Source organism: Cedecea sp. P7760, assembly GCF_013386425.1.
Lineage (GTDB): Bacteria > Pseudomonadota > Gammaproteobacteria > Enterobacterales > Enterobacteriaceae > Cedecea > Cedecea selenatireducens.
Map to the genome: position 1 here is coordinate 129302 of NZ_JACARU010000015.1, position 14866 is coordinate 144167.

Sequence of the window (14866 nt, forward strand, 5' to 3'; positions counted from 1 at the left end):
TGCTTTGCTCCCTTAAATTCCGTCGCGGTCCAGCGGGCAGCTCATGCAGCGTGCGCCGCCGCGCCCGCGCCCCAGTTCATCGCCAGGAATCGGCAGAACGGTGATCCCGGCTTTGTCGTATTTCTCGTTGGTCCAGATGTTGCGTTCGTAGCCGATAACGACGCCGGGGCGAACGGTCAGCACGTTGTTGGCGTCGTTCCACTGCTCACGTTCGGCTTCAAAGGCGTCGCCGCCGGTGGTGATGAGCTTGACCTGATCGATACCCAGCGCTTTTTCGATGGCGTTTACCAGGCTGGTTTCCTGGTGGCGTTTGATGCCGCCGTGGCCGTCAGGGGTTAAGGTCCAGCACTGCACGTCTTTGCGGACGACTTCCGGGTAAACGGAGAAGGTGTCGATATCGAGATGGGTCATGACGGTGTCGAGGTGCATGCAGGAGCGGTGTTTCGGCAGCTCGACGGCAATTACGCGGGTTGCCTGCTGGTGTTTGAATAATGATTCAGCGAGGAACTCTATGCCCTGAGGCGTGGTGCGTTCGGACATGCCAATTAATACCGCACCGCGGCCAATGACTAATACGTCTCCGCCTTCCAGCGTGGCATGGTCGTAATTAATATTTTCATCGCCGTAATATTTAATGAATTTTCCGTCGGTAAATGCCGGATGCCAGCGATAAATTGCTCTTAAATTATTGGTTTCACGTTGGCGAGCCGCTTTCGCCATTGGATTAATAGAGACGCCGTTATAAATCCAGCAGGATGTATCGCGGGTAAATAAATGATTTGGCAGTGGCTTCATAATAAAATCGGTCGCGGCGTGAGTATCCACCACCATATTTTTTATGTGTGTTGGGATTTCTCCGTAGGTCAGCCCACCAGAAAGGCGGCGCGCCAGTTCACGATGTGGCATATCGGCCAGCCAGCCGCGCACATCGGAGGCGAAAGCCGGCCCCAGACGGTAGTCTGAAACCTGCGTGTTCAGCAGCCAGGCCTTGGCATCGCTGACGTCCAGCGTCTGCGTCAGCAGGTCGGTGAGCAGCAGAACCTCGACGCCTTCGCCGCGCAGGGTGTTGGCGAACACATCATGTTCTTCACCGGCACGTTCAACCGACAGCACGTCGTCAAATAATAATTCCTGACAGTTTGAAGGGGTAAGTCTTTTCAGGCTGAGGTTTGGGCGATGCAGCATCACGCTACGTAATTGACCTATTTCGGAACCGACATAATGTTTGTCCATGACTATTCCTTTGCATTAATCTGGAGATAAAAGTGCCTGTGGCGCAATGAATATTGCGTCGCGATTTTAATAACCCGTTAAGTTGTCTTCGTGGCGTATCTTAATTTCTTCACAACCATTTAATGTGAGGTTTATCACGTGTTCAAGGCTGTTTTTATTTGTCTTGTTATTAATTGATGGGTGTCAGGAAATAGCAATTATACGGGTGGTGATAAATGCATAATTACTCGCTGAAGGGGTTTTGATTATTTCTGAGTGTTAAAGGGTTGTGATTTTATGCGAAAACAGGAATTTCTTAATGCATTGATTATTAATGTTATTTATTCTCAGTTTGAATGGTTATTCATTGTGGATTTTGTTTAATGCCGTGCAGGGAAGAAAATAGAACAATAGTTATTTTCAATCTGACATGAATGCAGTGAATGGAAACTGTGAGCGGGAAGAGTTTTTTCTTATTACTTACGATAAAACAAGGTGTTGGCGGTGTGTTCAAACTGACGGTGTATGAGGTTATGCCTTTTTTGTGCATAAAAAACGCGGGTGATGCACCAGACACGCAACATCTTTAGTAATAAACATGCGGAGGAAAAGAAAACCCCTCGGACGGGAAAGCCGCCGAGGGGCCAGGATAAGCCCTGGGAGCGAAAAAACTATTTTGCCAGCGTGGCGACCATAACGGCCTTGATGGTGTGCATCCGATTTTCAGCCTGGTCGAATACGACGCTGTGGGAAGACTCAAAGACTTCGTCGGTAACCTCCATGCCGCCGTGCAGGTCAAACTCCAGCGCCATTTGCTTGCCCAGCGTGGTTTGATCATCGTGAAACGCCGGCAGACAGTGCATGAATTTGACCTGCGGATTGCCGGTTAACGCCAGCATGGTGCTGTTAACCTGGTAAGGACGCAGCAGGGCGATACGCTCGGCCCACTTCTCTTTGGCTTCGCCCATAGAGACCCAAACGTCGGTATAGATGAAGTCCGCGCCCTTAACGCCCGCGGCAACGTCTTCGGTTAGAGTGATTTTCCCACCGGTTTTTTCGGCCATGGCCCGGCATTCGGCAACGAGTTTTTCGTCCGGCCAGCAGGCTTTCGGCGCCACAAGGCGCAGATCAAGGCCGGTCAGCGCGGCGGCCTCAAGCATGGAGTTACCCATGTTGTTGCGCGCGTCCCCGGCGTACGCCAGCGTCATCTCATTCAGGTTTTTGCCCGGCAACTGTTCCTGCATGGTGAGCAAATCTGCCAGCAGCTGCGTAGGGTGATACTCGTTGGTCAGCCCGTTCCACACCGGCACGCCCGCATAGCTGGCGAGGGTTTCGACGATATCCTGACCATAGCCGCGATACTGAATGCCGTCATAAATACGGCCCAGCACGCGTGCCGTATCCTTAATTGATTCTTTATGCCCAATCTGGCTGCCGCTTGGGCCGAGGTAAGTGACGCGCGCGCCCTGGTCGTAAGCGGCAACTTCGAAAGAGCAGCGAGTACGAGTCGAATCTTTTTCGAAGATGAGCGCAATATTCTTACCAGTAAGCTGCTGAATCTCATTTCCTTTTTTCTTATCGCTTTTCAGCCTGGCGGAAAGGACCAGTAATTCGTTAAGTTGAGCAGGGGTAAAATCGAGCAGCTTAAGAAAATTTTTCTGATAGAAGTGACTCATTTTTTCCTCGCGTGGCACAAGTCTTTATTGAATTAAAATTCAATTTATATGTATGAATATTCAATTGCAACCCCGCGAGTTAAAACTTTGCCGTGAAAGGTGGAGGCAAACCCCGGCGTGTGTGAAAATGAGAGTATCTGCCTACACATTTGAGGAAAGGGCCATGGCAAATCCAGAACAGCTGGAAGAACAGCGCGAAGAAACACGTTTAATCATTGAAGAACTGCTGGACGACGGTAGCGATCCGGACGCGTTGTACACCATCGAACACCACCTTTCTGCGGATGATTTCGAAACGCTGGAGAAAGCCGCCGTTGAAGCTTTCAAGCTGGGTTATGAAGTCACCGACCCGGAAGAGCTGGAAGTTGAAGAAGGCGATACCGTCATCTGCTGCGACATTCTGAGCGAATGCGCGCTGAACGCTGAACTGATCGGTGCCCAGGTTGAACAGCTGCTGAATCTGGCAGAGAAATTCGGCGTGGAATACGACGGCTGGGGCACCTACTTCGAAGACCCGAACGGCGAAGAGGGTGAGGAAGGCGAAGAAGGCGACGAATATCAGGACGAAGACGACGACGGCGTGCGTCACTAAAAGTAAGCGGTGCAGCGGCGTTCGGCCGCTGCGCTTCAGGATACCTCATGGACTACCAGCAACTCCTCTCCCCGATAAACCAATTCCTGCTGTGCCCAACGCCCGAAGCGTGGATTCAAAAAGCCCGTCGCCCGGAAAATCTGCCCCTGCTGTTAACCGATCATATGATTTGCGAACTGAAAGCCGCGCAAACCGCGATGCTGTTCATCCGTAAATACGTTGCCGATAAAGAAGGTTCGCAGGCGCTGCTGGCCTGGCTGCAGCCCTATGAGGCTTTTGCTTTTCGCGACGGTGAAGAACCCGATTTTCTGGCGCTTCATAAAGGCCTGAACAAAAGCATCATGCCGAAAACGAAGCACGGCTGGGGGCAGCAGCTTATCGACAGCATGGTATTGCTGATCAAAGAAGAGCTGCACCATTTTTGGCAGGTGCGGGAAATCATGATTGCCCGTAACATCCCGTACGCCAAAATCACCGCCAGCCGCTACGCTAAAGGTTTACTGAGTGAAACCCGCACTCATGAACCGCTGATGTTGGTCGATAAGCTTATCTGCGGGGCTTACATTGAAGCGCGGTCTTGTGAACGATTTGCCGCGCTGGCGCCGCACCTGGACGATGAATTACAGCGTTTTTACCTGTCGCTGCTGCGTTCCGAAGCTCGGCATTATCAGGATTATTTAACGCTGGCAGAACAGATTGCCGGGGGCGATATCAGCGAACGCGTTCGCTTTTTTGGCCGCGTCGAGGCTGAACTAATCCAAAGCCACGACGACGAGTTTCGTTTTCACAGCGGCGTGCCCGCAGACTAGAAGGATGAACCATGAACTGGACCCACGTCATTATTGCAGGCTATGTCGGCGCCGCGATCGCCGCAGTGGTGGCGATATTTCGAAAGAAGGGCTGGGTCGGCAAAGTGGGCGCGGTGGTCATTGCGCTGGTCGCCATCATGGCGTGGAACATCCTTGACGTAAAATATCTGATTCCACGCGACAGATCCGGGCAGGAACTGGCCGAACTTGACGATGCTATGGCCCGGATGCCGGTTTACCAGGTGCTGAAGGAACAGGAGCCCGCGCTGTGGATGTCTATTCGCCAGCAGGCGGTGGAGATGCACCGGCAGGGGAAAACCGAGCAGGAGGTTATCGACACCATCCAGCCGCAAATCCTCGCCGTGGAGACGAAGCGTCTGCAAAGCGCGACGGATGACAACGTGGTGGCGTTTATGCAGGTGAACATGCAGCAAACGGCGATGGTGCAGAAGTCCAGCGATGACGCCTGTTTCCGCTTCCTGTTCCCGGGCGTGAAGGGCGGGATCAACTCCCCGAAAATCTTGCCTCGCGACGTGACGATGCGCCGTATGCAGGTGGATGCGGCGATGATGCGCTCCGCCTACGGCCCGGACAAACACAGCGTCACCGACGCCGAACGCGAACAGGCACGGCAGGACATTCAGCCTATCGTACGGCAATTGACGAAGCGCTACGGCAGCGATCTGCAGCTGATGTCCGAGCCGCACAAAGCGGTGGGCAAAGAGGGGCTGGTCTGTAATCAGGTGCAGGAACTGTGGCGCAACGTGCTGCAGCTTCCTCCGGCCCGTGCGGCCGGGATTATCCGCCTGTCGGTTGCGCTGGAGTAGCCCGCTGCGCAGCCTCAAAATCGCTTAAGACTTGAACAGTCACGCGCTTATCGCTAAGGTATGCGCGTTTTTTTACCTTCCTGGAAAGCATCATGACCGCCATTGCCCTTATCGACGACCACCTTATCGTCCGCTCCGGCTTTGCCCAACTTCTTGGGCTCGAGGCTGATTTTCAGGTTGTGGCCGAGTTTGGTTCAGGGCGCGAGGCGCTGGCGGGATTGCCGGGGCACGGCGTGCAGGTCTGCATCTGCGATATCTCGATGCCGGATATTTCCGGGCTGGAGTTGCTTAGCCAACTGCCGAAAGGGATGGCGATCATCATGCTGTCGGTGCACGACAGCCCGGCGCTGGTGGAGCAGGCGCTGAACGCCGGGGCGCGCGGCTTTTTATCCAAACGCTGCAGCCCGGACGAACTGATTGCTGCCGTGCGCACCGTGGCGACGGGCGGCTGCTACCTGACGCCGGATATCGCCATGAAGCTGGCGGCCGGGCGGCAGGATCCGCTGACGAAGCGCGAGCGGCAGGTCGCGGAAAAGCTGGCGCAGGGCATGGCGGTTAAAGAGATTGCTACCGAGCTGGGGCTGTCGCCGAAGACCGTGCATGTGCACCGCGCCAACCTGATGGAAAAGCTCGACGTCAGCAACGATGTGGCGCTGGCGCGACGTCTGTTTGACGGTTGGTAATGCGGACTTTCCTCTCCCGGCTGATCGCCGTTATCGCCAGTTTCTTTATCTTCTCCGCCGGCTGGTTTTGCCTGTGGAGCATTAGCCTGCATCTGGTGGAAAGGCCCGAGCTGGCGGTGCTGCTGTTTCCCTTTGGGCTGCGTTTAGGGCTGATGCTGCAATGCCCGCGCGGCTACTGGCCGGTTCTGCTGGGTGCAGAATGGCTGATGCTGGCCTGGCTCGCGCAGGAAGTGGCCCTGGCCCATCTGCCGCTGTTGATGCTGGGAGGGGTGCTCACCGTCGTGCCGGTGGCGCTGATTTCCCGCTATCGCCATCAGCGTGACTGGCGCACCCTGCTGCGGCAAGGTGCGGCGCTTATCGCCGCCGCGCTGCTCCAGTCGCTACCTTGGCTGGGCCAGGGGCAAGAATCCCTCAATGCGCTATTGCTGACGCTGACCGGTGGCTTAACGCTGGCGCCGACCTGCCTGGTGCTCTGGCACTATCTGACCAGCACCGTCTGGCAGCCTCTCGGTCCGGCGCTGGTTTCCCAGCCGGTCAACTGGCGCGGGCGTCACCTGATTTGGTATTTGCTGCTGTTTGCCGTCAGCCTCTGGCTACAGCTGGGTTTGCCCGCCGAACTTTCCCGTTTTACGCCGTTCTGCCTCGCGCTGCCGATTATCGCCCTCGCCTGGCACTACGGCTGGCAGGGGGCGCTGATTGCTACCCTGATGAACGCCATTGCGCTGATAGCCAGCCAGACCTGGCACGATCATCCGGTGGATCTGCTGCTGTCGCTGCTGGCACAAAGCCTGACCGGGCTGTTGCTCGGCGCGGGGATCCAGCGTCTGCGCGAGCTTAACCAGTCTCTGCAAACGGAGCTGGCGCGGAATCGCCGCCTGGCCGAACGCCTGCTGGAAACCGAAGAGAGCGTACGGCGGGAAGTGGCGCGCGAGCTGCACGACGATATCGGGCAGACGATCACGGCGATTCGCACCCAGGCCGGTATTGTCCAGCGTCAGGCGCCGGAAAACGAAGGCGTGAAGCGCAGCGGGGCGCATATCGAACAGCTTTCGCTTGGCGTTTATGACTCGGTTCGTCGCCTGCTGGGGCGCTTGCGTCCGCGCCAGCTGGATGATTTGTCCCTTGAGCAGGCCGTACGCTCCCTGATGCGTGAAATGGAGCTCGAAAGCCGCGGCATCGTCGGCCATATCGACTGGCAAATCGATGAGCCCCTGCTTAGCGAAGGGCAGCGCGTGACGCTGTTCCGCGTTTGTCAGGAAGGGCTCAACAACATTGTGAAGCACGCCAGCGCCAGCGCGGTAACCCTGCAGGGCTGGCAGCAGGCAGAGCGGCTGATGCTGGTGATTGAAGATGACGGCAGCGGTTTGCCGCCGGGGTCCGGGCAGCAGGGCTTTGGGCTTACCGGGATGCGCGAACGCGTCACGGCGCTGGGCGGAACGTTCGCGATTTCCTGCACTCACGGCACGCGCGTCAGCGTAAGCCTGCCATTGCGCTATCTCTAAGGGGCAAGCATGTTCAGTTTTTTAAAAGTACCGCCCAGCGTCGCGCCGCTTAGCGACAAAAGTGAGATTGATGCCCGCTACCGCTACTGGCGCCGTCATATCCTGATAACTATCTGGCTAGGCTACGCGCTGTTTTACTTTACCCGCAAAAGCTTTAACGCCGCCGCGCCGGAAATCCTCGCCACCGGCGTGATGGAGCGCACCGATATCGGCCTGCTGGCGACGCTGTTTTACATCACCTACGGCCTGTCGAAGTTCTTCTCCGGGATCGTCAGCGACTTCTCCAATGCCCGTTACTTTATGGGCATCGGGCTGATAGCCACCGGCATCGTGAATATCCTGTTTGGCTTCTCGACCTCGCTTTGGGCGTTTGCGCTGCTGTGGGCGCTGAACGCCTTTTTCCAGGGCTGGGGGTCGCCGGTCTGCGCCCGCCTGCTGACGGCGTGGTATTCCCGCAGCGAGCGCGGCGGCTGGTGGGCGGTATGGAACACGGCGCACAACGTGGGCGGGGCGTTAATCCCCATCATCATGGGCGCAGCGGCGTTACAGTACGGCTGGCGCGTCGGGATGATGATTGCCGGCGGGCTGGCGATTATCGCCGGGCTGTTTCTGTGCTGGCGGCTGCGCGACAGGCCGCAAACCGTGGGCTTACCGGCGGTCGGCGACTGGCAGCATGACGAGCTGGAAATCGCCCAGCAGCAGGAAGGTGCAGGGCTGACGCGCAAAGAAATCCTCTACAAGTATGTGTTGGTTAACCCTTATATCTGGCTGCTGTCCCTGTGCTACGTGCTGGTGTACGTGGTGAGGGCGGCTATCAACGACTGGGGCAATCTTTATATGTCGGAGACGCTCGGCGTCGGGCTGGTTACCGCCAACTCGGCGGTGACGATGTTTGAGCTGGGCGGATTTATCGGCGCGCTGGTGGCGGGCTGGGGTTCGGACAAACTGTTCAACGGCAATCGCGGGCCGATGAACCTGATCTTCGCCGCCGGGATTCTGCTTTCCGTTGGCTCGCTGTGGCTGATGCCTTTTGCCAGCTACGTGATGCAGGCGGCCTGCTTCTTTACCACCGGCTTCTTCGTCTTTGGCCCGCAGATGTTGATTGGCATGGCGGCGGCCGAGTGCTCGCACAAAGAGGCGGCGGGGGCGGCCACGGGGTTTGTCGGGCTGTTTGCCTACCTGGGGGCATCGCTTTCCGGCTGGCCGCTGGCGCGGGTGATCGACATCTGGCACTGGAACGGCTTCTTCGCGGTGATCGCGATAGCCGCCGGGATATCGGCTTTGCTGCTGCTGCCGTTTTTAAACGCCCAGGCGCCGCGCGCCGCCAGCGAAGCGTGATGCATCTCACCCTTTTGCCCCAAGAAGGGCAAAACTAAGAAATATTCCCGGTTCGGCCTGGATGCTGTCTCAGGCCAGTTTGCTCGCTGATTTTTACAATGCCTGCCATTAAGCAGGTATTCATATCAGGAGTCATCCATGCTGGCCTTTCTAAACCAGGTGCGCAAGCCCACCCTGGATCTGCCGCTCGAAGTGCGGCGCAAAATGTGGTTCAAACCGTTTATGCAGTCGTATCTGGTGGTGTTTATTGGCTACCTGACGATGTACCTGATCCGCAAAAACTTTAACATCGCCCAGAACGACATGATCTCCACCTACGGGCTGAGCATGACGCAGCTGGGGATGATCGGCCTTGGCTTCTCCATCACCTACGGCGTGGGCAAAACGCTGGTTTCGTATTATGCGGACGGGAAGAACACCAAGCAGTTCCTGCCGTTTATGCTGATCCTTTCCGCCATCTGTATGCTCGGCTTCAGCGCCAGCATGGGCGCGGGTTCGGTTAGCCTGTTCCTGATGATCGCCTTCTACGCGCTGAGCGGCTTCTTCCAGAGCACCGGCGGGTCGTGCAGCTATTCGACCATCACCAAATGGACGCCACGCCGCAAGCGCGGCAGCTACCTGGGTATGTGGAACATCTCCCACAACCTCGGCGGCGCAGGCGCGGCCGGTGTGGCCCTGTTTGGCGCGAACTACCTGTTTGACGGCCACGTCATCGGGATGTTTATCTTCCCGTCCGTTATCGCGCTGATTGTTGGCTTTATTGCCCTGCGCTACGGCAGCGACTCCCCGGAGTCTTACGGTCTCGGCACCGCCGAAGAGCTGTTTGGCGAAGAGGTCAGCGAAGAAGATAAAGAAGCCGAAGATAACTCGATGACCAAATGGCAGATCTTTGTTGAGTATGTGCTGAAAAACAAAGTGATCTGGCTGCTGTGCTTCTCCAACATCTTCCTGTACGTGGTGCGCATCGGCATCGACCAGTGGTCCACCGTGTACGCCTTCCAGGAGCTGAAGCTCTCCAAAGAAGTGGCGATTCAGGGCTTCACCCTGTTTGAAGTGGGCGCGCTGGTTGGCACCCTGCTGTGGGGCTGGTTGTCTGACCTCGCCAACGGCCGCCGTGCGCTGGTGGCCTGCGTGGCGCTGGCATTGATCATTGCTACGCTGGGCGTGTATCAGCATGCGAGCAACCAGTACGTTTACCTGGCGTCGCTGTTCGCGCTTGGTTTCCTGGTCTTCGGGCCGCAGCTGCTGATTGGCGTGGCCGCCGTGGGCTTCGTACCTAAGAAAGCCATCGGTGCAGCAGACGGCATCAAGGGCACCTTCGCTTACCTGATTGGCGACAGCTTTGCCAAGCTGGGCCTGGGGATGATTGCCGACGGCACGCCGATTTTCGGCCTGACCGGCTGGGCGGGCACCTTTGCCGCGCTCGATGCTGCCGCAATCGGCTGTATTGTGCTGATGGCCATCGTGGCGATTTTTGAAGAGCGTAAAATTCGCCGTGAGAAAAAAATCCAGCAGCTGAAGATAGCCTAAGCGTCCTGGTGAACGCTTCCAGCCCGGCATAACGCCGGGCTTTTTTATGCCTGCGGTTAACCCCGGCGAGAGGCATTACGGAGAAAAGTGATTGCGCTATACTGCCCGGCATTCATTGCTAGCAAATTGTCGTCAAGCTGCCGGGTATCTAACTTTATGATTTGGATTATGTTGGCCACGCTATGTGTGGTGTTTGTTGTCGGCTTTCGGGTACTCACCTCTGACTCCCGACGGGCGATCCGCCGGCTGAGTGAGCGGCTGGGGATCGATGTGGTGCCGGTTGAGTCGATGATCGATCAGATGGGGAAAGCGCAGGGCGACGCGTTTTTGCAGTATCTACACCGCCCGGACGAGTCTCATCTGCAAAATGCCGCTCAGGTGCTGCTTGTCTGGCAGATGGTGATTGTGGACGGCAGCGATCAAAATCTCCAGCAGTGGTACCGGAGGCTGCAAAAGGCCCGGCTTGCCACGCCGATAACCGACGCTCAGGTTCGCCTGGCGCTGGGCTTTTTACGTGAAATGGAGCCGGATAAGTCAGATATTAGCGCTTTTCAGATGCGCTATAACGGCTACTTCCAGCCTGAAGATGGCGTCCACTGGCTGCACTGAGACTCGTTTTTGCGCTGTGATCACAGCGCTTTGAGCATCGTGACTTCGCAATCCACGTGGCCGGTGCAGCCGAGCGGGGCAGGAATATGCTCGAAGCCAAGGTGTTCATATAAACCAACGGCCTCTTTCAGGAACGCCGTGGTTTCCAGATAACAGCGCTTAAAGCCCTGGGCACGGGCGTGATCCAGCGCCTGTAGCGCCAGCTTTTTCGCCAGGCCTTTGCCGCGAACCACCGGCAGGAAATACATCTTCTGCAGTTCACAAATGTCCGGCTCGCTACACGATAACGGCGCCACGCCGCCACCGCCCACCACTTCGCCATTAATTTCCACCACCCAGTACGCATGGCCTGGCTGGCTGTAGAGCTGGTACAGCTCATCAAGGTTAGGGTCCGCGACGGTATAGCCTTTATCGGCGGTCAGGCCGTATTCGGCCGATACCTGTCGAATAACCCGGGCGATCGCCGAATTATCTTCGGCAGTAATCCGGCGCAGCTGGAGCTTCATATCAACCGGAGCAGTGGTGTTCATCATGCGACTCATAGGCTTAGGGAAGGATAAAAGGAGTTAATAGCACTTCATTACGGAGGGTGCAAGCTGGATAAAAAACGCCCCACACCGAAGTGCAGGGCGGATTATGCAGTGCGACTGATTACAGGGCGGCGATAACCGCCTGCTGTTCAATCAGCTTAGCTTTGGCGTCGGCAAAGCCTTCGAGACGCTCGCGCTCTTTGGCGACAACGTCAGCCGGGGCACGGGCCACAAAGCCTTCGTTGGACAGCTTGCCTTCGATCTTGCCGATTTCGATTTCGATCTTCACGACTTCTTTCGCCAGACGCTCGATCTCCGCGGCTTTATCAACCAGGCCGGCCATCGGGATCAGCAGCTCTGCGCCATCGATAATCTTGGTCACGGAAACCGGACCTTTGTCATCGACAGGCAGAATAGTGATGCTTTCCAGACGAGCCAGGTTCTGCAGGAAGGTGCGGTTTTCGCTCACGCGACGAATCGCCTCTTCGCTACAGCCGCGCAGCAGCACGTCCAGACGCTTGCCTGGGGCAATGTTCATCTCGGCGCGAATGTTACGCACCGCGGTGATCACGTCCTTCAGCCACTCGGTATCCGCGAAGGCCGCTTCATCAACCTGAGACGCATCGTAGGCCGGGAATTCTTGCAGCATGATGGTGTCTGCGGTAATGCCCTTCAGCACTTTCACGCGCTGCCAGATGGTTTCGGTGATGAATGGAATGATCGGGTGCGCCAGGCGCAGCAGGCCTTCCAGCACGTTCACCAGCGTATTACGGGTGCCGCGCAGTTCCGCTTCAGTACCAGCGTTCATGACCGGCTTGGTCAGCTCCAGGTACCAGTCACAGAACTGGTTCCAGGTGAACTCGTACAGAATGTTGGCGGCGATGTCGAAGCGGTAGCTGTCCAGCGCTTCACGGTACGCTTTCACGGTACGGTTGAACTCGGCCAGAATCCAGCGATCGGCCAGAGACAGCACCATTTCACCGCCGTTGAAGCCGCAATCCTGCTCTTCGGTGTTCATCAGCACGAAGCGGCTGGCGTTCCAAAGTTTGTTACAGAAGTTACGGTAGCCTTCCAGGCGCTTCATGTCCCAGTTGATGTCGCGGCCGGTAGAGGCCAGCGCTGCCAGGGTGAAGCGCAGGGCGTCGGTACCGTGTGGCTCGATGCCGTTCGGGAACTGTTTCTCGGTGCGCTTGCGGATTTTCTCCGCGAGCTGAGGCTGCATCATGTTGCCGGTACGTTTCTCGAGAAGATCTTCCAGAGAAATGCCGTCCACCATGTCCAGCGGGTCGATAACGTTGCCTTTGGATTTTGACATCTTCTGGCCTTCGTCATCGCGAATAAGGCCGGTCATGTAGACGGTCTTAAACGGCACCTGCGGCTTGCCGTCTTCATCTTTGATGAAGTGCATGGTCAGCATGATCATGCGGGCAATCCAGAAGAAGATGATGTCGAAGCCGCTGACCATGACGCTGGTCGGGTGGAAGGTGCGCAGCGCTTCGGTATTTTCCGGCCAGCCCAGGGTGGAGAAGGTCCACAGGCCAGAGGAGAACCATGTATCCAGCACGTCTTCGTCCTGGTGAAGCTCAACGTCGGCACCCAGGTTGTTCTCGGCGCGGACTTCCGCTTCGTTGCGGCCAACGAACACGTTGCCTTCTGCGTCGTACCAGGCCGGGATACGGTGACCCCACCACAGCTGACGGGAGATACACCAGTCCTGAATATCGCGCATCCAGGAGAAGTACATGTTTTCGTACTGCTTAGGCACGAACTGGATGTCGCCTTGCTCAACGGCTTCTACCGCCACTTTTGCCAGCGGCGCGGTACGCACGTACCACTGGTCGGTCAGCATTGGCTCGATAACTACGCCGCCACGGTCGCCGTAAGGGACGGTCAGGTCGTGCGGTTTGATTTCGTCAAGCAGGCCAAGTTCGTCGAACTTCGCAACCACGGCTTTACGCGCGGCAAAACGTTCCAGTTTCTGGAACTCTGCCGGGATGTCGGACGCATAAACGTCGGACTCTTCGCCGTTGGTATCGAAAACTTCTGCCGCTTCGCGGATATCGCCGTCGAAGGTCAGAACGTTGATCATTGGCAGCTGGTGGCGGCGGCCAACTTCGTAGTCGTTGAAGTCGTGCGCAGGCGTAATTTTCACGCAGCCGGTGCCTTTTTCCATATCGGCGTGTTCGTCGCCAACGACAGGAATGCGGCGGTTAACCAGCGGCAGAACGATGAATTTGCCAATCAGGTCTTTGTAGCGCGGATCTTCCGGGTTAACGGCCACGCCGGTGTCACCGAGTACGGTTTCCGGGCGAGTGGTGGCGACCACCAGGTAATCTTTACCGTCTGCGGTTTTCGCGCCATCGGCCAGCGGGTAACGCAGGTGCCACATGGAGCCTTTGGACTCGCGGTTCTCAACTTCGAGGTCGGAAATCGCGGTGCGCAGTTTCGGGTCCCAGTTTACCAGGCGTTTGCCACGGTAAATCAGGTCTTCTTTATACAGGCGGACGAACACTTCTTTCACCGCGTTGGACAGGCCTTCGTCCATGGTGAAGCGCTCGCGCTCCCAGTCTACGGAGTTACCGAGACGACGCATCTGACGGGTAATAGTGCCGCCGGACTCTGCCTTCCACTGCCAGATTTTGTCGATGAACGCATCACGGCCGTAATCGTGGCGGGTTTTACCTTCTTCGGCGGCGATTTTGCGTTCTACAACCATCTGGGTCGCGATACCGGCGTGGTCGGTGCCCGCCTGCCACAGGGTGTTTTTGCCCTGCATGCGCTGGTAACGGATCATGGTGTCCATGATGGTTTGCTGGAAGGCGTGACCCATATGCAAACTGCCGGTGACGTTCGGCGGTGGGATCATGATGCAGAAGCTTTCCTGGCTGGTGTCGCCATTCGGTTTGAAGTAGCCCTGCTGTTCCCAGTGCTCGTAAAGCGGCTGTTCGATATCTTGCGGGTTATATGTCTTTTCCATTGTCTGCTATGTCGTTCCCGGCGGGGTATAGGTCGCCGTAGTCAAGTGGAAACCGGCAACGCGGTACGCTTTGTAGCGCTCGCGGGCCAGTTGTTTCTGGGATTCTTCGTAAGGTACGAAGTCTATCACTTCCAGGAAAGCGGTGGCAAAATCTGCGAACTGCGGCAACAGGCTAATCAGAAGATCTCGAGGGGCGCTGCCGCGGCGCTGAGGCCATGCCAGCTCAACCGGCGCGCCGTAGCGCGGGCCTTCACCTGCCAGATTGTGCGGGACGAATGCCTGGGCATCTCGCTGCCAGAGCGCTTCGTCGAGGCGAATCGCCTGCTGCTCGTTCTCACAGGCGACCAGCACCCGCTTACCTGCACGGAATCTATCCGCTGCCAGCTCGCACACCAGCTGTTCCACGGCACTGAGCCCATCGGCGTGAGTGTCGTTATCCAGCAGGTAAAACGTTGCGTTTTTCATGAGACCAGCTTGTTAAGTTGAATGTTGTTGCCCCTCACCCTAACCCTCTCCCCAAAGGGGCGAGGGAACCAAACGGAGTTTTTTACGCCCGTCCAGGGTGAGGGTCAGTTTTACAA

General features: G+C 57.0%; 13 protein-coding genes. 8 read left to right on the forward strand and 5 right to left on the reverse strand.

Annotated elements, in window-relative coordinates:
• Positions 1-12 precede the first annotated feature (12 nt).
• Both arcA and argF read right to left on the reverse strand, forming a co-directional pair.
• Positions 13-1233 (reverse strand): arginine deiminase, encoded by a 1221-nt coding sequence (gene arcA, locus HX778_RS06140; protein ID WP_038478617.1) that lies wholly within the window; start codon positions 1231-1233, stop codon positions 13-15.
• Positions 1234-1883: 650 nt separating this feature from the next.
• Positions 1884-2888, reverse strand: a complete 1005-nt coding sequence (argF, locus tag HX778_RS06145; protein WP_176981524.1) for an ornithine carbamoyltransferase — start codon at positions 2886-2888, stop codon at positions 1884-1886.
• A gap of 163 nt (positions 2889-3051) precedes the next feature.
• Between argF and rraB the strand changes: the two genes are divergently transcribed.
• The 8 genes from rraB (at position 3052) to HX778_RS06185 (ending at position 10778) form a co-directional block, all read left to right on the forward strand.
• On the forward strand, positions 3052-3480 hold the full coding sequence (gene rraB, locus HX778_RS06150) for a ribonuclease E inhibitor RraB (RefSeq protein ID WP_038478623.1): 429 nt from the start codon (positions 3052-3054) through the stop codon (positions 3478-3480).
• 47 nt (positions 3481-3527) lie between these two features.
• Entirely contained in the window at positions 3528-4289 is a 762-nt protein-coding gene (locus HX778_RS06155) for a tRNA isopentenyl-2-thiomethyl-A-37 hydroxylase MiaE (RefSeq protein ID WP_176981525.1), read from the forward strand.
• Positions 4290-4300: 11 nt separating this feature from the next.
• Positions 4301-5116 (forward strand): hypothetical protein, encoded by an 816-nt coding sequence (locus HX778_RS06160; RefSeq protein WP_038478629.1) that lies wholly within the window; start codon positions 4301-4303, stop codon positions 5114-5116.
• Positions 5117-5208: 92 nt separating this feature from the next.
• Positions 5209-5799: a transcriptional regulator UhpA gene (gene uhpA / locus HX778_RS06165; RefSeq protein ID WP_038483153.1), complete on the forward strand. Its 591-nt coding sequence runs from the start codon at positions 5209-5211 to the stop codon at positions 5797-5799.
• Complete coding sequence (uhpB, locus tag HX778_RS06170) at positions 5799-7301, forward strand: signal transduction histidine-protein kinase/phosphatase UhpB (RefSeq protein ID WP_176981526.1); 1503 nt, start codon at positions 5799-5801, stop codon at positions 7299-7301. The genes uhpA and uhpB overlap by 1 nt, the downstream gene beginning before the upstream one ends.
• Before the next feature lie 9 nt (positions 7302-7310).
• On the forward strand, positions 7311-8639 hold the full coding sequence (locus tag HX778_RS06175; RefSeq protein WP_038478635.1) for an MFS transporter: 1329 nt from the start codon (positions 7311-7313) through the stop codon (positions 8637-8639).
• Between the two features lie 138 nt (positions 8640-8777).
• Positions 8778-10169, forward strand: a complete 1392-nt coding sequence (uhpT, locus tag HX778_RS06180; protein WP_038478639.1) for a hexose-6-phosphate:phosphate antiporter — start codon at positions 8778-8780, stop codon at positions 10167-10169.
• A 156-nt stretch (positions 10170-10325) separates the two neighbouring features.
• The gene (locus tag HX778_RS06185) at positions 10326-10778 is read left to right on the forward strand and encodes a DUF1198 domain-containing protein (RefSeq protein ID WP_038478642.1); all 453 of its coding nucleotides are present in this window, start codon (positions 10326-10328) and stop codon (positions 10776-10778) included.
• A gap of 20 nt (positions 10779-10798) precedes the next feature.
• Here the strand turns inward: HX778_RS06185 and HX778_RS06190 are convergent, their stop codons facing one another.
• The 3 genes from HX778_RS06190 to HX778_RS06200 form a co-directional block, all read right to left on the reverse strand.
• Positions 10799-11308, reverse strand: a complete 510-nt coding sequence (locus tag HX778_RS06190; protein WP_038483156.1) for a GNAT family N-acetyltransferase — start codon at positions 11306-11308, stop codon at positions 10799-10801.
• A 121-nt stretch (positions 11309-11429) separates the two neighbouring features.
• Positions 11430-14285, reverse strand: coding sequence for a valine--tRNA ligase (locus tag HX778_RS06195; RefSeq protein WP_176981527.1), 2856 nt, complete (start codon positions 14283-14285; stop codon positions 11430-11432).
• A 6-nt stretch (positions 14286-14291) separates the two neighbouring features.
• The gene (locus HX778_RS06200) at positions 14292-14750 is read right to left on the reverse strand and encodes a DNA polymerase III subunit chi (RefSeq protein WP_038478649.1); all 459 of its coding nucleotides are present in this window, start codon (positions 14748-14750) and stop codon (positions 14292-14294) included.
• Between the last annotated feature and the right edge of the window lie 116 nt (positions 14751-14866).